Here is a 21263-nt window from a genome sequence, read left to right as displayed (position 1 = left end):
TTGAAGTTTCACTTTATTTTATGCAATGCATGGCAGCTTGTGCTTCCTGCCATGGTACTGAGTAGCCTTTTCCTTTGGCACAAAATATACTAGACGAACTATACGCAGGATCGGCATTTTTATCGTAGGCTATTTGGGCAATGATTTCCTCTGTATTATGACAAACATCATAGCCACCAAATTGTAGCGACAGTGAGCCCTTGCCATTTGTGTAGGCAGCAAAGATTGTACTATAGCTCATGAATGTAGCGACAGGTGCACGCCCCGTTAATATTACTTGCTCTTCTGTCAAAAGTGGTGCATCGAATGTACCTGCTGCTTGTTGAATATCGGTCATCATGCGGCCGATAAAATCGTTGGGCGCCTTTAGCTTGAAGCGGTAATAGGGTTCAAGCAGTATATTTTCAGCTTGTTCAAGACCTTGACGTAGTGCGCGCAATGTCGCTTCTCGAAAATCACCGCCTTCGGTATGTTTTATATGTGCACTTCCTGTTAGAAGGGTGAAATGGATATCTGTTACAGGGTAACCTGTTAGTAGACCATGATGTTCGCGCTCAAATAAATGCTTTTCAATAAGCCGTTGATGCCCGACAGATAGATCATCGGCGTGACATGCATTGGCAAACGTATTGCCAGTACCACGTGTAGTTGGCGCCATACGTAAATGCACTTCAGCATAATGCTTTAAAGGTTCAAAATGGCCATAGCCTGTTACAGTCGTTGCAATTGTTTCCATATATAAAATTTTTGGTGCGCCAAATGTAACTGTCAGTGTAAAGCGATCTTTTAACACTTCGCTCAGTACCTCAAGTTGAATAACGCCCATAATATGTACGTGAATTTCCTGGAATTTCTCGTGCCACACAACACGTAACGAGGGCTCCTCGGCTTCAAGCAAACGGAAGGTTTTCAATACGTCCTTTATATGCTGTTGTCCTAAATAGTGCACCTTTGCTTGTAATGTTGGCACTAGTTCATAGGGCTGAGGACTCATCGAACTGCCTAATATGTCACCAATCTTTGTCTGACTAAGACCCTTCACAGCAAATATTTCTCCAGCACTTACTTCTTGTGCCGTTTCAAAGCGATTCCCATTATATAAGCGTATTTCCGTCACTTTTTCAGAAGTCTCACCAAAAGTAAAATCATCACGCACATGTAGCGTACCTTGTAATGCTTTCATAAAAGTTAAGCGCTGTTGTCCATCATGACGAATTTTAAATACCTCACCATGAAAAGGTTCCTCATGATTATAATGCGTTTCAGTAAGGAGGGGCAGCTGTATCAAAAATTCCTTTATGCCAATATCTTTTAAGGCGGACCCGATAAAGCATGGAAAGGCTAACTCCTCCTTCATCATTGTTTGCAAGCGAGTGACACAAGTATGGTTCTCCAACGTGTCAGCAAGGAAAGCATCGAGTAGCTGTTCATCACGTTCAGCGAGCCACTCCTTCATATGACTTGGTATAAAGTCTGTACGGAGAGGTTCATCTATTAACAACACGTCAGCTGAGCATTCCTTTTGAAGCTGTGCCATTACTGCATCGGCATCGGCTCCTTCACGATCTATTTTATTGATAAAGAACATGGTTGGTACATGGTATTGGCGTAGTAGCTGCCATACTGTTTCGGTATGGCCTTGTATGCCCTCGACTGCACTAACGACAATAATGGCATAGTCCATGACACGAATTGCACGTTCCATTTCAGGGGAAAAATCAATATGTCCGGGTGTATCAATAAGTGTATAAATATCGTCTCCTATTTGCATGCGCGCTTGTTCAGCAAATATAGTAATGCCACGAGCACGTTCAATCGCATGATTATCTAAAAAAGTATCCTGGTGATCGACACGTCCACGAGCTTGAATGCTATTTGTATGATAAAGTAACTGCTCCGAGAATGTCGTTTTCCCTGCATCCACGTGAGCCAGTACGCCAATCGTTTTGTACATATAAATCCTCATTTCCATCGTTCATTTCTCTTTATTGTAACAGAATTAATATAAAAAGATTTCAGGTAAAATAGTTCGTGTTTATGTTTGAATAGTGCTAGGTTTTTAACTTTTTTTATTATTGGATATTTTTGTGTGATTGCTATCAAATTTCACTTCTGCTAGTCTTTCAGGTAGAACAAAATATAAAAAATAGATTGGTGCAAATGACTTAGGTCATTTGCTTAAAAGGGAAATCGGTGTAAATCCGATGCTGTCCCGCAACTGTAAATGGGGAGTCTGTACAACATGCCACTGTAGGAAACTATGGGAAGGTGTATAGATGATGAGCCTGAGCCAGGATACCTGCCAATATGTACATAACTTACTTAGGACCACGAGGATGGTTGTAGTGATTGGTTGCAGAACCTTGGTTAATTCACTATGATATCCTCTTGGTAAACAAGAGGGTTTTTTTATGCCTTTTTAACAAAGTAAATTCCTTTTCGTAATATAGGAAACTAATTAGCCAAGAAGTCTTTGATTTCTTACTATACAAATTACACAACAAAGGAGAACACCGACATGAACAAGTGGAAGGGTATATGGCTGATGGTTGCTATTGCGATGTTAAGCATTTTAGGTGCTTGCAACAGTAAGGAAGGACAAGAATCAGCTGCACAAGGTGAAAAGGTAGAACCAGCACAAGCTGAAACCACGGCACTAACGATTGACAATAATGGTACGACACAAATTTATACGGAAGCACCAAAAAAGGCAATTAGCTTAAATCAGCATGTCACTGAAATCATGCTGGCACTAGGTTTAGAAGATTCGATGGTAGGTACGGCTTATTTAGATGACAAAATTTATGAACCATTACAAGCTGCATACAATAAAGTACCGGTATTAGCTGAACAGTATCCGTCGAAAGAACAAGTCATTGATACAGAAGCCGATTTTTTATATGCAGGTTGGAAAAGCGGTTTTGGTGACAAGGGTATTGGTACGCCAGAAGAATTAGAGGCACTTGGTATCCACACATATTTACATACATCTTCAAGTATTACGAATCCAACGCTGGACGATATTTTTACCGATATTCGGAATATCGCATCTATTTTTCGAGTAGTGGACCGAGGGAAAGATTTAATTGAACAGATGACGAAGGAGGTAGCGTCTGTTCGTGAAAAGTTACCACAAGATGATGAAGCGCTACGTGTTCTTGTCTATGATAGTGGAGAAAAGGAAGTCTTTACGGCTGCACAAAATTTTATGAATGAGCTTGTATCAGTAGCCGGTGGTAAGAATATCTTTGGCGATGTTGAGTCCGGGTGGACAACTGTATCTAAAGAAGACGCAGTAGAACGTAATCCTGAAGTGATTGTTGTCATTGATTACGGTGCAACAACAGCCGAGCAAAAAATCAACTTCCTAAAAAAAGATCCAGCGTTAAAAGAAACAGCAGCCGTGAGCAATGAGCGCTTTGTTATTTTACCGCTTTCAGCAGCATCAGAAGGGGTACGTGCTGCAGAGGCGATTCAAATTTTAGCGCAAGGATTCTATCCGGAGAATTTCTAACTCTTAAGCACAGAAATCCAAAAAGTAAATTTGTAATTTAAGAGGGCTAGCAATTTGCTAGCTCTTTTTTATAGGAGGAGAGATTGGTGAACGCATTTCGTAATAATATTCCGGAGAAAACATTTGCAACACTCAATGAGCACGGAGGATATACACGTCTAGCCGTAAGTCCCGGTATGATTAATAAGCACTATACAGCAGCACAATTTCAAAAAATGGCGGAAGTGGTTGGTGAGAGTGGGGCAATTAAATATTCTGCATCGTACAGTATCCTTTTGTCTGTACCTACCAATGAAGTAGCGCAAACAATAAAGTCATTACAAGAAGCTGGCTTGTATATTGCAAAACAAGGTTCGGTAGTTGCGATGAAGGCCTGTGATTTTTGTGATGGCGATAAAATGGAGGCTGCTGCCATTACAGAACAATTATACAAAGCATTGGCAGGTATGGACGTACCTAAAAGAGTACGTTTAAATGTAAACGGATGTGCATCTGCCTGCTATAATGCGGTTTATGACGATATTGGCCTTGTTTATCAGAAGGACAGCTTTGACATCTATTTAGGTGCAGTACCAATGGGGGCTCATGCGCAGGCGGGTACATTATTTGCTAAACGTGTGCCGATTCAACATATAGAAGGCTTTCTCCAGCAAATTATTACTCTGTATAAAGAAAATAGACGTCAGGAAGAACCGTTTTATAGATTTTATCGTAGAACAAAAACCGCTGAATTTTGGCAAGCGCTAAAAAACGAGTGACTCGAAAGGAGCCACTCGTTTTTTTAGTTAAGCTTTTGAATAAAAACAACTTTTAAATAATTAAATTCAGGATATTCACGTGGTACGCGGAAATCCTTAGGCAAGCCGAATTCCTCTACAATTTTATAGCGCGTATTTGTTGCCTTGAATGCTTGGTCGATAAAGCCTTTAAACTTTTTGATGCCAAAGCTTGCATTATTCGTTGAAGCTACAATGATGCCATTTTTTTCGGTAATATCGATTGCATCCATTAGTAATTTTGGATAGTCCTTAGCAGTTGAGAATGTCATTTGCTTCGTACGTGCAAAGCTAGGTGGGTCTACTACTACAAGGTCGAATTTTAAATTGTGTCGCTGTGCATATTTGAAATAATGAAAGACATCCATCACTTTAATGTCTTGTGCTTCGTAGTCTATGTTATTGACACTAAATTGCTCGATGGTTTTCGCTACACTGCGCTTGGCTACATCTACACTTGTTGTTTTCATTGCTCCACCAAGAGATGCTGCTACAGAAAATGCACCCGTATAGGAGAATGTGTTTAGCATACTTTTATGTTGAGAATAGCGCTCACGAATAGCGAGACGTACTTCGCGTTGATCGAGGAAAATACCTGTCATCGCACCGTCGTTTAAATTAACGGCGTAATTCATGCCGTTTTCTTTTACGATGATTGGAAACTCGCCGGGCGTACCCATGACGAAATCGTCCTGTTCCATATATTGGCCTTTACTATCAAAACGCTTTTTCTCATAAATGGCTTTATAGTTTACTGTCTCGGCAAGTGCCTCATAGACTGCCTCTTTAAATGAATAAATACCTGCGCTATACCAACTCACCATATAATAGCCATCAAAGAAGTCAATTGTCATACCCCCAATGCCGTCACCCTCACCATTAAAGGCACGGAAGGCTGTGGTATGAGCATTGTTAAAGAACGCTTCACGATTTTGTATGGCCTTTTTAATTTTTTTGGCAAAAAACGCTGTATCAATTTCTTCATTGGCATCCGGCGTTAGTACCCAGCCAATGCCTTTATTTTGTAAACCATAATAGCCTGTACAAATAAAACGATTATGGATATCCGTGAGTCGGAGTAAGGCTCCTTCCTCTTGCGGAAGTTTACGTACGTCGACCGCATCTTTTGAAATAAGCGGATAGCCTTTTTTTAATGGTCCGGCAAATTGATTGTTAATTTGTAATGCAATAGTTTGTGTCATGTTGTCATCCTTTAAAAAACATTTTGCTCTATTATCTCATTGTTTGGTAGGGTAAGACAAACTTATTTCAAAAATGCAGCGATTTTTTCAACTGTATCAATGGTCGCTTGCTCGAAATAATCCATTTTGCTGAAATAACTATGGATGAGTCCAGCCATGCGTACATGTTCGACAATGACACCTGCATCAGCTAATTTTTGTGCATAGGCAAGGCCTTCGTCATAGAGTACATCTGCTTCTGCCGCGATGATGATTGTTTTTGGTAAGACGCTAACATACTCAATATGCAGGGGGGATACGAGTGGATTTGTATAGTTATCGACATCTGTATAATGACGAGCAAACCATTTCATGCCTTGTTTGTCTAAGCCAAAGTGTTCACCATAAGTTGTGTAGGAAGTTGCAGTGAAATCGACATTTGTGACAGGATAAATAAGTGCCTGTGCAGAAATTTTGGGTCCATTTAAAATTGTGGCTAAATAGGCGACAACAGTTGCTAAATTACCACCAGCACTATCTCCAGCAACAATTATACGCGAAGCATCACCACCAAAAGTTACTATGTGTTCATATACCCAAAGTAAGCCATCATAAGCATCAAGCAGCGGTGTTGGGAAAGAATATTCAGGGGCTAAGCGGTAATCTACTGATACGACGATTGCTTGTGCTTTTTCGGCTAGTAACTGACAGCCTGCATCAGCTGACTCCAAATCGCCAAATACCCAACCACCACCGTGGTAATACACGATAACGGGTAATACTTCATCATGAACAGGTGTATAAATACGTACAGTAATTTCTGCTCCATCGCGCACTGTAATTCGTTTATCGACAATCGAAGCAAGGTGTGGAACACGAGGAGATTGCCATTTTGGCACTGCTCGAATGGCTCTTGCTTCTTGTGGCGTTACTTCATAATAATGCTTACCCGAATCCGTTGCATTTATATAGCTTACAGCTTCATTCGTTAACTGTGTCATTTTTCATCAGTCCTTTATTTTGCGTTTGTTAATCTTATTATAAACTATTCATATAATTTTACTAGGATTTAATGGCGAAATAGAAAATAAATTTATGAATGAGCAGAAATATTCCGATTGTAAAGCAAAAATATGTTTATAATATAATGAACTAGTGAACTAGGAGGGACAAAATGATTTCTTTAATTGTAGCACATGATGAAAATTACGTAATTGGTTACGAAAACGGTATGCCGTGGCATCTCCCAGGAGATTTACAATACTTTAAGGAAAAAACGATGGGCAAGCCAATGATTATGGGACGTAAAACATTTGAATCGATCGGTAGACCGCTTCCAGGGCGTCGCAATATTGTCATTACTCGTGACGAAAGCTACCATGCTGATGGCATTGAAGCGGTTACGAGTTTAGAGGCGGCACTCGACCTTGCAGGAGGTGTCCCAGAAATTATGATAATCGGAGGCGAACAAATATTCCGTTTATCTATGGATATTGCAGATCGATTATATATTACAAAAATTAATCATGCGTTTAATGGGGATACATTTTTCCCAAAATATGAAGAGGATTTTAAGAAAGTTTCGACACTAGAACCTGAGACAGCACCTGAGGGATACACTTTTCAATATCAAATTTTTGAACGCAAAAATCAGCTTCGTTAAATCACTCGTAAACAGCATCCGTTAAATTTAATTACTTTTCAACGTAAATTCAATCAGCATAAAAGATGAGGCTGGGACAAAACTTTAAATTTTAAGAAAGAGGAGCAAAGACGTTATTAAATTTTCGCTATCTAAAATGAAGAAAAATTTAGACGTTCTTCCTTTTGGAATAAATAAAATTTAGAAGAGAGCACTAGTTGATGGTAGCGAAGCGGCGACTCCTGGGGGATTAGCGTGACGCCTGAGACTACAGGCTCAGGCCACGCCCCCGGAAAGCGTCCGCCGTAGCGGATATCAACGCTTACAGCAAAAAAGTGTTAGATTGACTGATGTCGATCTAACACTTTTTCTCTTTTGTCCCAGCCTCTTTTCTCATTTTTTCATAAGTACAGGTAGATACAAGCATACATCGAACCACACCCAGCTAGAACAAAGAGATGCCAGATTGTATGGTTGTAGGGAAGGGAGCGCCATGCGTAAAAAATGGCACCGATTGTATAAAAAAGACCGCCAGCTAACAATAGTGAAAAGCCATGATTCCCTAAGTATAGATAAATGGGCTTAATCGCAAATATAATGAGCCAGCCCATACCAATGTAAAAGACTAGAGAGAGAATTTCAAAGCGATTAATAAAAAAGCATTTAAAGAGCACGCCAAGAATAGCAAGGGTCCATATAATACAAAGTAACGTAACGCCTAATGTTCCACCAATAGCTAGTAATAGAAACGGTGTATAGGTACCGGCAATTAAAATATAGATAGAGGAATGGTCGAGGATGGCGAAAAAGTACTTGTATTTTTCAGGCATGCTATGAAGTAGTGTCGACATTAAAAATAAGATGATGACGGAAGCGCCAAATACACTGAAGGTTACAATATGCATCGCACTGCCATGTTGTATACCTGTTAAGATTAGGACAATAAGTGCTGGAATACTTGCTATAAAACCGACGCCGTGTGTAATGGCATTCCAAAGCTCTTCCTTCAACGTTTTATAGTCAAATGAATTTATCATTTTAAACACGTCCTTTCGTTACTTTTACTATACCCCGATAGCTTGCATTCGACTATTTACATTTGTCATATCTTTCATGTCAAAAGTGTCATATGGGTTTTCTTGCACTTTTAAAGGCATTTATTAGACAAATTCTACTAAAAAAAGCTATAGTATCAAAGGTAAAGTCCACGAAAAAGACTAAGAACTGACACGTCAAATGACAAATGTCATGTTTACATATTGAAACATTAGTCTATATAATTAATTTTAATGAAGTAAAAGGATGTGTCAAAGTGGGACGAATTCATATTGTAACGGACTCAACTTGCGATTTAACAAAAGAAGAAGTAGCGCAACACGGTATACATATTGTGCCGTTAACGATCCAAATTGATGGTAAAACGTATATAGACGGTGTAGATCTAGCACCCCAACCATTTTTAGGTTTAATGAAGGAAGCCAAAAATTTACCGAAAAGTTCACAACCTGCACCAGGAAAATTTAAAGAATTATATGATGAGCTCGGTAAAGATGGCGACCAAATCATCTCGATTCATATGACAGGTGGCATGAGTGGTACTGTAGAGTCTGCTCGACAAGCTGCTCAAATGACAGATGCGGATGTCACGGTAATCGATTCGCGATTTATCGCAATTGGGCTTGCTATCCAATTACGTGAAGCGATAAAAATGCGCGATGCGGGTGCTACAGTTGAACAAATCGTCGAACGCCTTGACCGAGTACGTGAAAATACTCATTTATATGTCATTGTGGATACACTCGAGAATCTTATTAAAGGTGGACGTATCGGTAAAGGTACGGGCTTTATTGGTTCACTGCTCAATATTAAAGTTATTGCGAACTTAGAAGGCGGGGCTTATAACCCAGTGTCAAAAGTACGTAGTCATAAACAAGTGGTGAATTTCCTATTTAAGCAATTCCAAGCAGATACTGCTGGTAAAACCGTGAAGGCTGTTGGAATTTCCCATGCAGATGGGTTGACAACTATGGGTGGACCTTTAAAAGAATTAGTAGAAAGTACAGGCTTCGATGACGTGGAAATTGCCTTTACATCACCGATTATTTCTACACATACAGGTCCAGGTGCGATTGGATTTATTTATTTTTCAGAATAATAGTCAAGAGCTGCTACATAAATAAGTGTAGTGGCTTTTTATTTACTTTTACTAGGCGTTTAACTGCTACAGAAGTGTGGGATTTTGTCGTCCTTAGCAATTAATAGATAAATACAACGCATTACTCTCCACTATGATGTTGGTGTGCCATTTTTCTAGGATTTCTTCTATTTGGAAGTAGCGATGACGTCGAGGCCTAAGTGGTTGATCAAAGGATAAAAGCAGGGTGAGTGAAATGAATAAGGAGAATTTATTAATAAACCGAAGTATAGTCGCTTTTCATTGTAGCGTGAACTATCTATAATAGTAGTAACAGTAAAAGATGGAAGGTGGTCAAATGGACATTTGGCGAGTATTTTTGTCATGTTTGATCGTCTTAGTACTAAGTGGTTGTGCTATTTCAATAGATGAACCGAATCCGCAGGCTGAACCAGTAGGTGATCAGGCAGCGACGGAGCAAGATATGAGACAGGATGAGCAACAAACAGAAGACGAGGGTGAACCCTCTAGAAATATGTTGACGCAAATTTTTGAACATTTTTTTGAACCATCACCAGAGGATTTACGGCAAATTGATGATGAAAACGCGAAGCAACTACATTACTTGGCACTAGGAGATTCTTTAACGGATGGTGTTGGTGATGAGTATAGTCAAGACGGTTATGTAGGAAGATTAGCAGATTCTTTGCTCACTTGGCCTTCGATTTCAGAAGTTGAAGTTGATAATCGAGGAAAAAGGGGAAGACGTAGTGATCAGCTATTAAAATTAGTGAAAAAAGGGCATTATGATGAAGAGTTACAACAAGCACAGCTCATTTCATTGACTATGGGTGGAAATGATGTAATGAAGGTTGTCAGACAGGATCTATTTAATTTAAAGCGGGATGCTTTTGATGCTGAATTACAGACCTATGAAAAACGTTATAGTAAAATTATTGATGGTATTCGTGCAAAAAATCCAACAGTACCACTACTACTAATTGGCTTTTATAATCCATTCTCAATCGTCACAAATGAGGCCAATGAGTTTGACACGATTATTACCGAATGGAATAACGTGATTGAAAGGGTAGCTAGTAAGGATACAAATGCATGCTATGTATCAGTGGAAGATTTGTTCGATTCGAACGAAGAACTCGTTTATCATACGGATTTCTTTCATCCAAATGCAAAAGGTTATGAAAAAATGAAAGAGCGAATTTTAGAAGCGATGGGGCAATGCGGTATGGAAAAGAAGATTAACAAGGAAATAGGCTTCGAGGAGTGACAAAATGAATAAATGGAAATTTGCATTTTTCGCGTTAGCGGGAACGGTGCTTTTTGCGATCCTCCTCGTCGTTTATTTAGCTACGAAACCAGTAGATGAAGTAAATTTAGCGAAGAGTTCAGAAAGTGAAGAAATAAAAGGCAATGTACTTGTAGTCCAAACAACTACGAAGGAATTTGAATCAATATCGAAGCAGTATTTAAAAGATGCGGCTAAGGGTTCGCCGTTACCGATTGATTTCACAATAGGTGACGACATTCAACTGAAAAGTAAATTGACTGTATTTTATACAGAAATTCCAATTACGATGAATTTTGAACCGATTGTCGATGAAAAAGGCAATATTATTTTAAAGCAAACGGAAATGAATGTCGGACTATTAAATATTCCACCGGAAACGACGATGAAAATCATGCGTGATTCGGTGGAATTCCCTTCATGGATTACAGTGAATCCAAATAAAGCAGAAATTTACATTGATTTATCACGTCTAAATATTGCTTCAGGTTCACGTGTGCGTGCAAAGGAACTAGACTTACCAAACGATAAAATTTTATTGGAAATTATCGTTCCTGGTGAATAAGGAGTGAGAAGAAATGGCAATGCAATATGCTACGTTTGCGGGTGGCTGTTTTTGGTGCATGGTCAAGCCATTCGATGAGACACCTGGTATAGAATCCGTGATCTCTGGCTACACAGGAGGCCATGTCGAAAATCCGAGCTATCAACAAGTGTGCGCTGAAACGACGGGTCATCTAGAAGCCGTTCAAATTATGTTCGATGATGAGCTCTATTCATACGAGCAATTACTGTCGACATTTTGGACATTAATCGACCCTACTGATGCAGGTGGACAATTTTATGATCGTGGAGAGTCATACACTACAGCGATTTTTTATCATAATGACGAACAACGTGAAATAGCAGAACAATCAAAGGCTGATTTAGCGGCATCAGGAAAATTTGATAAGCCGATTGCAGTAAGAATTTTACCTGCGAGTAAATTTTATGCGGCAGAAGATACCCATCAATATTATTATAAGAAAAATCCAATGCACTATGAACGTTATGCAGTCGGTTCAGGTCGCAAAGCGTTTCAGGAGCAACACTGGGGGCACAGAAAATGAGCAAAGAACAACGTTTAAAAGAGCTAACAGATATGCAGTACTATGTCACACAGGAAAATGGTACAGAACCACCGTTTCGCAATGAGTATGATAAGCATTTTGAAGACGGTATTTATGTCGATATTGTTTCGGGCAAGCCATTGTTTAGCTCCCTCGATAAATTCGACGCAGGTTGTGGTTGGCCAGCATTTGCTAAACCGATGGTAAAGGAAGAAGTGACAGAGCATTTTGATACGACACATGGTATGCGTCGTGTAGAAGTTCGTAGCAATGAGGCTGATTCGCATTTAGGACATGTCTTCCCAGATGGACCAAGTGAGCTTGGCGGTTTACGATATTGTATTAACTCTGCTTCTCTTCGTTTTATCTCAAAAGAAAATCTTGAACAAGAAGGCTATGCTGAATACATCTCATTATTTAAATAACAACGTAAAAACGCCTAGTACACCATGTACTGGGCGTTTGCATTCTGATAGTTTTTTACACTTTAAATTCACTCACGACATGACGAAGACTATCTGCTTGGTGAGCTAGCTCTGCGGCCGCTGCGTTGATTTCTTGCATGGATGCTGAACCCTGTGTTGCTGCCGCAGCTGATGTAACAGTATTCGTAGCTGTTTGCTCGGTGAAAGCATTTACATGCACAAAATCACTAGCAACTGCATTACTATAATCGATTGTCAAAGCAATTTTCTCCACCATAGCGGTAATAATTGTCGTCGTTTCTTTGGTGTGCGCTAAAATATTCGACAACGATTGATTCGTGTCATTTGTCACTTCGACTCCTCGAATGACAGACATAACCCCTTCATGGTTTTGCGCAATAATGGATGTTACTTCATCTTGAATCGACAGGACAATGGATGTCACTTCTTTAGCAGCGGATTGAGACTGCTCAGCTAACTTTCGAACTTCGTCTGCTACTACAGCAAAGCCTCTACCGTGAACACCAGCACGAGCAGCTTCAATTGCAGCATTTAATGCCAGAAGATTTGTTTGTTCAGAAATAGCTGTAATTGTACTGATTATCGATGTAATATCTGTAGATTTTCGACCAAGTGCCTCAACAGTTGTAGTAGTTGAAGCCATTGTTTCTTCAATAGACTGCATGACCATAGAAGATTGCTGTACTGAACGACTCCCTTCATCGGCGGCTTGTTGCATAGCAAGGGAGGCTTGTTGTACGCCATTCGTCAGTTCGGTTAGCTGATGCATAGAATGTTCCAAATCACTCATTTTCTGTTGGGCACTGGTCATACTATGAATCGTATTTTCGCTATCACTGGCAATATCTGCTGTCGTATCTGCAATATTTTGAATGGTACGTGAATTATCTTCTGCCAATGCCATTAACTCTTGGCTACTACTTGAAACATGGTCAGCAAGTTGGCTAACCCGTTTAATTAAGTTTGAAATAGAGATAATCAGTGTATTTGTTGATGCGGCAATAGTTGAGAATTCATCATTGTTCCGAACATGAACGCGTCGTGTCAAATCACCTCCAGCTTGGGCAATATCTAGAATGGAGTGATTAATAGCAGACGTATTGTTTCTCAATGATTTAAATAACATATTCCCAAAAATAATCAGCGCAATGAGTCCAATCATCGATATGATAAAAAATGTAATATTTGAAACTTTGATTTGTTGGTTCAGTTTACTTAATTTCGCTTTATTAGATTCATCCATAACAGAGTTGATAGATTCAATATTATCATCAATATGGATTTTCATGGTTTCACCTGTACCGTTTATCATGAGCTTTCGGGCTTGTTCAAGGCCAATTTCATCCCGCATTGTCATAACTTTTTTTGAGTATTCGAGGTAGTTTTTGTAGTATTGACCGATTGCTTGCATATGGCCGAGTTCGAGTTCTCGGTCTGAAAATTGTTCTTGTAAAGATTGAATTTTTTTATTGATAGCATCAATCTTCATATTATAGGAAGTGGAATAACTACCGTTTCCTGTAATTATATAGGCTTGTTCAAGATTAGTTAATCTAGCAATTTCATACGCAAGTTGGTTGACAGTTAGTTGTTCTTGGACATTTTTTTCAGTAAAATCTTTCATTTGTTGCTGCAGATTCGTAATATTGACGTACGACAATATACCCATTACGGCGTTAATAAGGAGGAGTAGTGCAAAAATAATCAACACTTTTCCGCGAATTAAATGATAAAAACGTTGTCGTTTTTCTTTAGTAGGAGGGAGATTAGGCCTACTATCTTTTGAAGTGGAACTTTTCCGTTTGCTGAAAAAGCTTGTTCCAAAGAGAGACGGGCGTTTTTTCGTTGAACTACTTCGATTATTAGAGTTTTGCATCGCCATCACCTTCCTAAATTTTTATAGTCGATTTCAATTTTATCGTATATTGCTAAATATTTCTATTATAATTTCATAAAATTTTCATTTTTCTGATAAAAAAGCAGGTCATCTTTACATGACGATAGTCATAAGACACAATTAAAAATTATTCTATTATTCCTAATAGGAAAAATTACTTAAAAGAAAGTGAATGCTTTTTTATGACGAATTGTATTTTTTTTGATAAACTAGCGAAAAGTAAAATGTGAGAAAAGGAGGCACTTTTCGGTTATGAAAAAGAGCTTTTATTTATATGTATTAACATTCCGTGGTGGAGATTGGTCAGATGGAAAGGTGCGTTTTGCAGAAGAGATGTTTCATGAGCATAATTTTCCTAAACAAAGTTCGGATTTCGATGAGCTATCTACATATATAGAAACATATGCAACGGATAATTTAACAACAGAAGTATTTGATGAATTATGGGATTTATATGTGGGGCATGAACAATAAGTCGAAATATTTTGATTACTCTTTCTTTTTAAGTTGCTAGACGTCTATCATTGCTTAAATATGAGAAACAAAGTATCATTTAAAGTGATAACTGACAGAAAAGAGGGATTGCAGTATGAGTATTCATATTAATGCAAAAAAAGGCGAGATCGCTGACACAATTTTACTTCCAGGAGATCCGCTACGTGCAAAATACATCGCAGAAACTTTTTTAGAGGATGTTACTTGTTATAACGAAGTTCGTAATATGTTTGGTTATACAGGTACGTATAAAGGTAAACGTATTTCTGTACAAGGTACTGGTATGGGTGTGCCATCTATTTCGATTTATGCAACAGAGTTAATGCAAGAATATGATGTTCAAAAATTAATCCGCGTAGGTACTTGTGGTGCAATTCAAAAAGATGTAAAAGTTCGTGACGTAATTTTAGCCCAAGCAGCTACATCTGATACGCGTATGAATCAAATTATTTGGGGTGGGGCAATCGATTTTGCACCGATTTCAGATTTTGATTTACTATTAAAAGCTTATAATGCTGGTCAAGAAGCTGGCCTAAGCTTAAAAGTTGGGAACATCTTCACAGCAGATTTATTCTATTCGGATGAACACCAAAATGAAAAGCTTGCGCAATACGGCGTACTGGCAGTTGAAATGGAATCAGCAGCGCTTTACACACTAGCAGCGAAATTTGGTCGTCAAGCACTTTCTGTCTTAACAGTAAGTGATCACATCATTACTGGCGAAGTAACAACTTCAGAAGAACGCCAAACAACATTCAACGATATGATCGTTGTTGCGTTAGAAGCGGCTATTCAAGACTAGTTGATATAACAACGTTTATAGCAAGTCTAAAACAATAAGAATAAGAGCAACCGACCAAAAACCGACCATTTTATAAAATGGAACGAAGAGGTCGGTTGCTTTTTCTTTATCTTTCATGGTTAGGTGGCTATAGGTATTTGCAGCTTGCATCAGGCGAAGCGTGGACCCCAATGAGGGATAATGAAGGATAGCTAATTAATCTATTATTCACAAAGAATAACGGTTTTCCCTCCCATCCAGATGATATGTCTGGAAGATCACGCGAAATTGTTGAAAGATACGAATTACCTAAACTCACATTCCATGGCCTAAGGCATACCTACGCATCATTTATGGTAAGTAAAAATGTTAATTTTAAAATTATCCAAGAACAACTTGGACATGTAAACATTCAAGTAGAATCCTCTATCGTTAAAGTAACGTTTGATTCGATTTTTGCAGGGGAAACAACTAAGAAGCCGTCTGTGATATTCACATTTGATGATGCATGGACAAGTCAATATGAAATAGCTTTCGCAATGATGCTTGAGCGAGGTTTTAAGGGAAATATAGGTGTTATATCAAACTGGATAGGTATTGAGGATGAAATCATGTCAGAAAGCCAAATCGAAGAAATGCATCGGCATGGCTGGGATATGTTCAACCACTCTGCTAATCATAAAAATCTTACAAACGTTACTGTTGAGACTGCGGTGAGCGAAGTATTGACATGCAAGAATTGGTTAAACGAGCGAGGTTATAATAGAGCTTCGACTATCTTAGCCTATCCATACGGTGTTCATAATAAAGAAATTGTAGAAGCTTTACAGCCACACTTGCGTTATGCCAGAACGTTAGTCGAAGGATTAGAGCCTACCTTCCCATTAGAGGCACTGATAGGCAAAATAAAAAATGTGCTCACACTTCCAGCTGCAACACTAATGAGCTATGTGGATCAAGCGATTACCACACAAAGCACATTGGTTTTTTGTTTGCATAAAATCGGCACCGAACAAGATGAATGGGAAACTACCTATAATCGAAATGATTTCTCAACGCTATTGGACTATATTTATGAGAAAAAAGATTTGATTGATGTCAAAACTATTTCAGAATGGGTATCTGGAAATAAAAGCTAAATGAAACGCAAGCATTGGCTTAGCGTTATTTTTATTGCCTAAATTCGCAAGCGTTTGGGAATTTACCTTCCACAGATAATTGTGGTGGGTTTTTATATTGCAAAAGGGGAAGGTGTCCTATGGCGATGATTTAGTAAGAGATGTATATGAGCGCTTAGGGGCTATTGGTGAAAAATTAGACGGTATTAATCATATTCGTGATACAGCAAACCGAGCTGAAGATAAAGCGGATGAAGCCCTGGCAAGTACGAAAAGCGCACATCATCGATTAAATAAAATCGATAAAATTGTATGGTGGGCATCTACAACAATTATTGGAGCTGTAATTTTAGCATTATTAGCACTAGTCATTAAAACAAATTAGGGAGGTTTTGAGAATGAAAATTAACTGGAAAGTACGTTTACAACATAAGCAATTTTGGGTGTCATTAATCGCATTATTAATCGTGCTCGCTAATCAAATAGCGGGCATTTTTCATGTCGATATTACGATTTATAACGATCAAGTTACAGCCATTTCAGAGACAGTCCTGAGCATTTTAGGCTTACTTGGTATTATCATCGACCCAACAACACAAGGGGCGTCTGATAGCACACAGGCACTAAAATACAACAAGCCAAAGGATGATGCGAAATGACAAGCGTAACAAAAACATGCCGAGACTTATCTGAACTATTACCAGCTGCACAAACAGCCTGTAGATTGCTATTTCAGGAGTGTTATAGGGCAGGCATTAAGAACATCTTCATCACTGAAACATATCGCTCTCAGGAACGGCAAAAATATCTATATGCTCAGGGGCGTACTCGACCAGGGCAGATTGTTACTTGGACATTAAACAGTAATCATAAGTCTCGTTTAGCATGGGATATTGCCGTTGGTCCTCCACAATCTTTATATGATGTGACTACATTGAATCGAGTAGGGGCTATTGCTAAGAAGTTAGGCATTGAGTGGGGAGGTACATGGACGAATGCTATTGACCGTCCCCACTTTGAAGTAAAAGCTAATTGGGTAATGCCAAAAGGTTGCAAGTTAGAAGGACAAGTAATTGTACCAAGCAACAGTAAATATAAAGTCCAATTAATTGTGGAAGACAAAAAGGAGGAAATCAAAGTGACAAATTGGAGTCCAGGTTCACCAGCTATGAAAACTGAAACTGAAAACTTTATTGCACAGGCGGTTAAGGATGGGATTATTCAGGCTTCACACTTGAAGGATTTACAGAATGGTACTATGACAAGTGATAGGTTGTTAGGTTTATATATTACTATTCAGCAACGACGTATTAAGTAAAAACAAAAACCAAGATAGCTTAATTGCCGTCAGGATCTTTGTCTTGTTGAAATCTTAACATTAAAATTGACAGAATTGTGAAAATTAAATAATAATTCTGAATATTAAATAATTCTAATTTTCAAGTGTTTAGTGTAAAGTTCATAAAAAACGTTACTTTTGTTATATAAAAAGGTGATAGTAACGCCAAAAGGTGGCGGGGCAAATGGCGTGATTTATCCTAAATTAGAAAAATACCGCCAAAAAATTGGCGTAAATTTACCATTGAATTGGTTATGATGGAAATGATAGGATATTAATGACTCGAGTTGAAATAGACATTATAGCTATAATGAAAAACAAAAAATTACTAAATTGTTACTGCATCATTTTCTGTTGTAGTTGACAATACATAATGGAGGAATTAAAATTGCGTAAAATATTCATTGCAGCTTTATTAACAGTTTTTTCGTTCTCAACAGTAACAACAGCATTTGCTCAAAGCTACGAGCCTTCTTTAAATGTAAATGTAAATGATTTCGAAGAATATACTTTTGATGATATTCTAGCTTTAGAACCTTACGTACATGTTGAGGATGGTTTATTTATCCTTAATGAAAACACAGCTAGTGAAGCTGGTATTGATTATGAATTAATTAAAGGTCAACAAGAATATTTAAACTATTTAAATCAACAAGTCGAAAGTAATGCTATAAGTGTATCGCAAGACTTAACTATTCAAAATTTATCTGAAGATAATCAATATCAAAAGACTTCGGCTATGTTAGCAAAGGCTTCTTGTAATGGTAAAACTACAGGAGCTGAATATCACTGGTGGGGATATAAAACATATTTAAATAGTTGTGATACTAAAAAGGCAATTTCTGATTCGAATACAGTAGCAGCAGGGGGAGCTATAACTGCTGCAGCTCTTGGTGGTCTTGGTTATTGGTTCCCTGTATTTCTTGCTGGTGGAGTCATTTCTGGTTTAACATCAGGTTATTTTTGGTTATTTGCAACACGTTTAGATGCAAATAATAATGGTAGAGGAGTTATCGTAGATATGACTTGGGCTACTATTTATGACATGACGCCGCAATAATTAGAAAAAGAACTGGGGTGTTGCAATGAAATATAATAATATAATATATATAATTTTTTTAATTATTATACTTTCATTAGATGCATATTTTGGTTATCTGGCTATTTGGAAGAAACAACATGAATTCGTGCCAGTTTTAATATTTTTGGGATTAAGTGTTCTCTTTGTAGTTGTATTTTTAAAGAGAAAATAATGTAACAATGAAAAACGGTTGCCAGTGGAAAACTCCCTTGGCTACCGTTTTATTTATTTATATCCCTAGTCGATGGTAGTGTAACTGTTGGGTTTAATGACAGTGGTAACGACCGGGACTACAATAATATAACAGCTAACTTTAAGCTTTTAATCATTATTTAGTTAAATAAAAAGGATTTTTTTAGGGATTTATCGCATACCAACAAATAACTAGGCGCTCATTTTAAAAGTGAGTACCTGGGCTTTTTTTCTTTTGATTTATTGGTATATTTAGTAATTCAAAGTATACTGTATAAAAACGCATATTAGGAGCGATGAAGCGATGGTCAAAGCTTTAAATTGTCCCAACTGTGCTGCAGCATTCAATCTAAAGGAAAATATTTGTGAATACTGTGGTAGTTATATTATTACGTCTGAGGCAAAACAAATCACGTATGATTTAGACGTTTTCAACCCTACATATAAAAAAATCTTCTTCCATGAAATTGAAATGAATGAAAATGAATTCCCTTTACGCTCAGGTGTTGCAAACATGTATTACAGTGCAACTCGTTCTGATGGTGGTCGGCTATTATTAACAAATCAACGAATAATTTTTTGTGCCCATGCTCTTAATATAAATCCTAATTTATATTGGGAATTAAGTTTAGGCAGAGTAGATCGAACTGAACTCGGTTTAAATCTTCTTATTACACAAAGAATTCATATTTTTGATAGAGAAGAAAATAATACAACATTTGTCGTTTATGGTGGCAAGCACTGGCTAAATGAAATGGTTCATGTCTTAAACAAGATTAAATAGAAAATACAACATGTAAATAACCAGGTGCTCATTTTAATAGTGAGTACCTGGTCTTTTTTTATTTAATATTCTCTTACTTCAAATGAAGAGATTTTATCATGAACAATATATTCCGTTACTTTTTTATAAGGAGATATTATTTTAGAAAATTTGAATGTTGAAGTACCTTGGGCGTTATCAAACCAATTCAAATAGTCATTTAATACTTTATTAGTAACATCATACTCTTTGGTAATACCGTTTACTAAAGTAATACTCAAAATAGCACTCGAAGATTCATTGTTTATTTTCTTAACAATAACTGTAGCAGTCGCAACTAGTTCTGTATTTTCTACCTTAGCAGTAATAATTGCTTCACCTTCGTGAATAGCAGTTACATTACCATTCTGATCTACAGTAGCAATCGATTCATCACTTGATGACCAAATAATATATGCTGTATCTGGAGTAACTGTAGCCGTTAATTTATCTTGGCTGCCTTCAAACAATTCAAGGTTGTTTTTATCTAATAAAATTGATTCTTCACTTGGGCTCTCGTTTTCTGATAATAAAGTTCCGTCAACATCAATTGCATCAATATCAAGATAATTACTAGTTGTATCATTTATTATGACATTGTGAATTGTATTCTCTAAATTTGTTATTTCAAATGCTAAATAGGTCGGATAAATATGAAGGGCAGACTCGAATTTTGATGAAAAATTATAGCTTTTTCCATCAATAACTATAGTAGAATTCTTAGAGCGATTGCTAGATGTGTTAACAATAATCCTAAGTTTTGTACCTTTAAAATTAAATCTAAGTGCTTTATTTGTATTATTTGAAATATGTCTTGTTCCGTTCCATGAATAAGCATAGATAGTATTAAGATCCCATTTTCCTTCATATATTATTTTTTCGTTTGAATCATCATATCTATTCCAACCTATTTCAGGTTTCAATAGTTTACTTCCTACTACAGCACTATTCTCTGGAGTATTATTTAAATTAATTACCCCTTCTTCATAATCCACAGTTTCTGCAGCTGAAGCATTTTCAAAACTGATACTAACTAGTACTAATAACGTTAATGCTAAATAAATAAAACCTTTTTTAAATAAATTAATCACTTATGTATCCTCCTTTAAAATTGTCTAGGGTTATTTCTTTTAATAACCTACAATAACAACTCTAACCATTAATTAATCTATTTACCATAATAAAAAACAGACAACTGTGTTAGTTATCTGTTTTATCATCTATCTTCGGTTGTTTTTCTTTATTAATTACTTCCTCAAAGGCTGCTTTAATCTCCTCGATTGTATAGCCTTTTTCTAGCAATTCGTTTGTTGTTTGGTAAGCCCGTATTCAAATAACGCATATAAATAACCAGTCACCTCCGGTACGATAGACGTATCAATTGAAGGAGGTGCTTCCTTATGCTAACGAACAAACTAACAATTGTCCCCGTGACACTAGATCTTATCAC

General features: G+C 37.5%; 22 protein-coding genes and 1 riboswitch. Of the genes, 16 read left to right on the top strand and 6 right to left on the bottom strand.

The genetic code is table 11. The features are described from left to right. Window positions 1-13: 13 nt before the first annotated feature. Window positions 14-1954: a GTP-binding protein gene (locus ACQKII_RS19455; protein WP_427462189.1), complete on the bottom strand. Its 1941-nt coding sequence runs from the start codon at window positions 1952-1954 to the stop codon at window positions 14-16. Between the two features lie 181 nt (window positions 1955-2135). Further along, window positions 2136-2321: riboswitch (cobalamin riboswitch) on the top strand. Window positions 2322-2518: 197 nt separating this feature from the next. On the opposite strand from ACQKII_RS19455, the gene ACQKII_RS19450 reads away from it, so the two are divergent. Further along, window positions 2519-3514 carry an ABC transporter substrate-binding protein gene (locus ACQKII_RS19450; RefSeq protein ID WP_427462096.1) on the top strand — a complete coding sequence of 332 codons (996 nt, stop codon included), beginning with the start codon at window positions 2519-2521 and terminating at the stop codon, window positions 3512-3514. A gap of 86 nt (window positions 3515-3600) precedes the next feature. Beyond that, window positions 3601-4272: a precorrin-3B methylase gene (locus ACQKII_RS19445; RefSeq protein ID WP_427462094.1), complete on the top strand. Its 672-nt coding sequence runs from the start codon at window positions 3601-3603 to the stop codon at window positions 4270-4272. A 23-nt stretch (window positions 4273-4295) separates the two neighbouring features. On the opposite strand, the gene ACQKII_RS19440 is transcribed toward ACQKII_RS19445, so the two are convergent. Both ACQKII_RS19440 and ACQKII_RS19435 read right to left on the bottom strand, forming a co-directional pair. Further along, window positions 4296-5492: a class I SAM-dependent rRNA methyltransferase gene (locus ACQKII_RS19440; RefSeq protein ID WP_427462092.1), complete on the bottom strand. Its 1197-nt coding sequence runs from the start codon at window positions 5490-5492 to the stop codon at window positions 4296-4298. A gap of 62 nt (window positions 5493-5554) precedes the next feature. Beyond that, complete coding sequence (locus ACQKII_RS19435) at window positions 5555-6472, bottom strand: alpha/beta hydrolase (protein ID WP_427462090.1); 918 nt, start codon at window positions 6470-6472, stop codon at window positions 5555-5557. 173 nt (window positions 6473-6645) lie between these two features. On the opposite strand from ACQKII_RS19435, the gene ACQKII_RS19430 reads away from it, so the two are divergent. Continuing rightward, complete coding sequence (locus ACQKII_RS19430) at window positions 6646-7134, top strand: dihydrofolate reductase (protein ID WP_427462088.1); 489 nt, start codon at window positions 6646-6648, stop codon at window positions 7132-7134. A gap of 380 nt (window positions 7135-7514) precedes the next feature. Here ACQKII_RS19430 and trhA read toward each other — a convergent pair whose 3' ends face one another. Further along, on the bottom strand, window positions 7515-8150 hold the full coding sequence (gene trhA / locus ACQKII_RS19425) for a PAQR family membrane homeostasis protein TrhA (protein WP_427462086.1): 636 nt from the start codon (window positions 8148-8150) through the stop codon (window positions 7515-7517). 275 nt (window positions 8151-8425) lie between these two features. Here trhA and ACQKII_RS19420 point away from each other — a divergent pair, with 275 nt between their 5' ends. From ACQKII_RS19420 to msrB, 5 genes are all read left to right on the top strand, one after another. Further along, window positions 8426-9268 carry a DegV family protein gene (locus ACQKII_RS19420; RefSeq protein ID WP_427462084.1) on the top strand — a complete coding sequence of 281 codons (843 nt, stop codon included), beginning with the start codon at window positions 8426-8428 and terminating at the stop codon, window positions 9266-9268. A 337-nt stretch (window positions 9269-9605) separates the two neighbouring features. Then, entirely contained in the window at window positions 9606-10535 is a 930-nt protein-coding gene (locus ACQKII_RS19415; protein ID WP_427462082.1) for a GDSL-type esterase/lipase family protein, read from the top strand. 4 nt (window positions 10536-10539) lie between these two features. Then, complete coding sequence (locus ACQKII_RS19410; RefSeq protein WP_427462081.1) at window positions 10540-11118, top strand: YpmS family protein; 579 nt, start codon at window positions 10540-10542, stop codon at window positions 11116-11118. Between the two features lie 13 nt (window positions 11119-11131). Beyond that, window positions 11132-11662 carry a peptide-methionine (S)-S-oxide reductase MsrA gene (msrA, locus tag ACQKII_RS19405; RefSeq protein WP_427462079.1) on the top strand — a complete coding sequence of 177 codons (531 nt, stop codon included), beginning with the start codon at window positions 11132-11134 and terminating at the stop codon, window positions 11660-11662. Further along, window positions 11659-12087, top strand: coding sequence for a peptide-methionine (R)-S-oxide reductase MsrB (gene msrB, locus ACQKII_RS19400; protein WP_427462077.1), 429 nt, complete (start codon window positions 11659-11661; stop codon window positions 12085-12087). The genes msrA and msrB overlap by 4 nt, the downstream gene beginning before the upstream one ends. A gap of 55 nt (window positions 12088-12142) precedes the next feature. Here the strand turns inward: msrB and ACQKII_RS19395 are convergent, their stop codons facing one another. Continuing rightward, window positions 12143-13984 carry a methyl-accepting chemotaxis protein gene (locus ACQKII_RS19395; protein WP_427462075.1) on the bottom strand — a complete coding sequence of 614 codons (1842 nt, stop codon included), beginning with the start codon at window positions 13982-13984 and terminating at the stop codon, window positions 12143-12145. 273 nt (window positions 13985-14257) lie between these two features. Between ACQKII_RS19395 and ACQKII_RS19390 the strand changes: the two genes are divergently transcribed. From ACQKII_RS19390 to ACQKII_RS19355, 8 genes are all read left to right on the top strand, one after another. Beyond that, the gene (locus ACQKII_RS19390) at window positions 14258-14479 is read left to right on the top strand and encodes a YozE family protein (protein ID WP_427462073.1); all 222 of its coding nucleotides are present in this window, start codon (window positions 14258-14260) and stop codon (window positions 14477-14479) included. Between the two features lie 115 nt (window positions 14480-14594). Then, window positions 14595-15302, top strand: coding sequence for a purine-nucleoside phosphorylase (gene deoD / locus ACQKII_RS19385; protein WP_427462071.1), 708 nt, complete (start codon window positions 14595-14597; stop codon window positions 15300-15302). Between the two features lie 194 nt (window positions 15303-15496). Continuing rightward, the gene (locus ACQKII_RS19380) at window positions 15497-16420 is read left to right on the top strand and encodes a polysaccharide deacetylase family protein (protein WP_427462188.1); all 924 of its coding nucleotides are present in this window, start codon (window positions 15497-15499) and stop codon (window positions 16418-16420) included. A 97-nt stretch (window positions 16421-16517) separates the two neighbouring features. After that, complete coding sequence (locus ACQKII_RS19375) at window positions 16518-16784, top strand: hemolysin XhlA family protein (protein ID WP_427462069.1); 267 nt, start codon at window positions 16518-16520, stop codon at window positions 16782-16784. Window positions 16785-16797: 13 nt separating this feature from the next. Then, window positions 16798-17058, top strand: coding sequence for a phage holin (locus ACQKII_RS19370; RefSeq protein ID WP_427462067.1), 261 nt, complete (start codon window positions 16798-16800; stop codon window positions 17056-17058). After that, the gene (locus ACQKII_RS19365; RefSeq protein ID WP_427462065.1) at window positions 17055-17717 is read left to right on the top strand and encodes a M15 family metallopeptidase; all 663 of its coding nucleotides are present in this window, start codon (window positions 17055-17057) and stop codon (window positions 17715-17717) included. Before ACQKII_RS19370 ends, ACQKII_RS19365 begins: the two co-directional genes overlap by 4 nt. 394 nt (window positions 17718-18111) lie before the next feature. Beyond that, window positions 18112-18798 carry a hypothetical protein gene (locus ACQKII_RS19360; RefSeq protein WP_427462063.1) on the top strand — a complete coding sequence of 229 codons (687 nt, stop codon included), beginning with the start codon at window positions 18112-18114 and terminating at the stop codon, window positions 18796-18798. 517 nt (window positions 18799-19315) lie between these two features. Further along, window positions 19316-19795, top strand: coding sequence for a hypothetical protein (locus ACQKII_RS19355; protein WP_427462061.1), 480 nt, complete (start codon window positions 19316-19318; stop codon window positions 19793-19795). Between the two features lie 62 nt (window positions 19796-19857). Here ACQKII_RS19355 and ACQKII_RS19350 read toward each other — a convergent pair whose 3' ends face one another. Then, entirely contained in the window at window positions 19858-20904 is a 1047-nt protein-coding gene (locus ACQKII_RS19350; RefSeq protein ID WP_427462059.1) for an Ig-like domain-containing protein, read from the bottom strand. Window positions 20905-21263 lie beyond the last annotated feature (359 nt).

The sequence above is a fragment of the Lysinibacillus sp. NPDC048646 genome (assembly GCF_050272295.1).
Classification (GTDB): Bacteria; Bacillota; Bacilli; order Bacillales_A; family Planococcaceae; genus Lysinibacillus.
This window is presented reverse-complemented; position numbering and strand designations above follow the sequence as displayed.

Bases quoted from the DNA above. Each gene is read 5' to 3' on its own strand.
- ACQKII_RS19455 (WP_427462189.1), bottom strand. From the start codon at position 1,954: ATGTACAAAACGATTGGCGTACTGGCTCACGTGGATGCAGGGAAAACG.
- ACQKII_RS19450 (WP_427462096.1), top strand. From the start codon at position 2,519: ATGAACAAGTGGAAGGGTATATGGCTGATGGTTGCTATTGCGATGTTA.
- ACQKII_RS19440 (WP_427462092.1), bottom strand. From the start codon at position 5,492: ATGACACAAACTATTGCATTACAAATTAACAATCAATTTGCCGGACCA.
- ACQKII_RS19435 (WP_427462090.1), bottom strand. From the start codon at position 6,472: ATGACACAGTTAACGAATGAAGCTGTAAGCTATATAAATGCAACGGAT.
- ACQKII_RS19430 (WP_427462088.1), top strand. From the start codon at position 6,646: ATGATTTCTTTAATTGTAGCACATGATGAAAATTACGTAATTGGTTAC.
- trhA (WP_427462086.1), bottom strand. From the start codon at position 8,150: ATGATAAATTCATTTGACTATAAAACGTTGAAGGAAGAGCTTTGGAAT.
- ACQKII_RS19415 (WP_427462082.1), top strand. From the start codon at position 9,606: ATGGACATTTGGCGAGTATTTTTGTCATGTTTGATCGTCTTAGTACTA.
- ACQKII_RS19410 (WP_427462081.1), top strand. From the start codon at position 10,540: ATGAATAAATGGAAATTTGCATTTTTCGCGTTAGCGGGAACGGTGCTT.
- msrA (WP_427462079.1), top strand. From the start codon at position 11,132: ATGGCAATGCAATATGCTACGTTTGCGGGTGGCTGTTTTTGGTGCATG.
- msrB (WP_427462077.1), top strand. From the start codon at position 11,659: ATGAGCAAAGAACAACGTTTAAAAGAGCTAACAGATATGCAGTACTAT.
- ACQKII_RS19395 (WP_427462075.1), bottom strand. From the start codon at position 13,984: ATGCAAAACTCTAATAATCGAAGTAGTTCAACGAAAAAACGCCCGTCT.
- ACQKII_RS19390 (WP_427462073.1), top strand. From the start codon at position 14,258: ATGAAAAAGAGCTTTTATTTATATGTATTAACATTCCGTGGTGGAGAT.
- deoD (WP_427462071.1), top strand. From the start codon at position 14,595: ATGAGTATTCATATTAATGCAAAAAAAGGCGAGATCGCTGACACAATT.
- ACQKII_RS19370 (WP_427462067.1), top strand. From the start codon at position 16,798: ATGAAAATTAACTGGAAAGTACGTTTACAACATAAGCAATTTTGGGTG.
- ACQKII_RS19365 (WP_427462065.1), top strand. From the start codon at position 17,055: ATGACAAGCGTAACAAAAACATGCCGAGACTTATCTGAACTATTACCA.
- ACQKII_RS19360 (WP_427462063.1), top strand. From the start codon at position 18,112: ATGGAGGAATTAAAATTGCGTAAAATATTCATTGCAGCTTTATTAACA.
- ACQKII_RS19355 (WP_427462061.1), top strand. From the start codon at position 19,316: ATGGTCAAAGCTTTAAATTGTCCCAACTGTGCTGCAGCATTCAATCTA.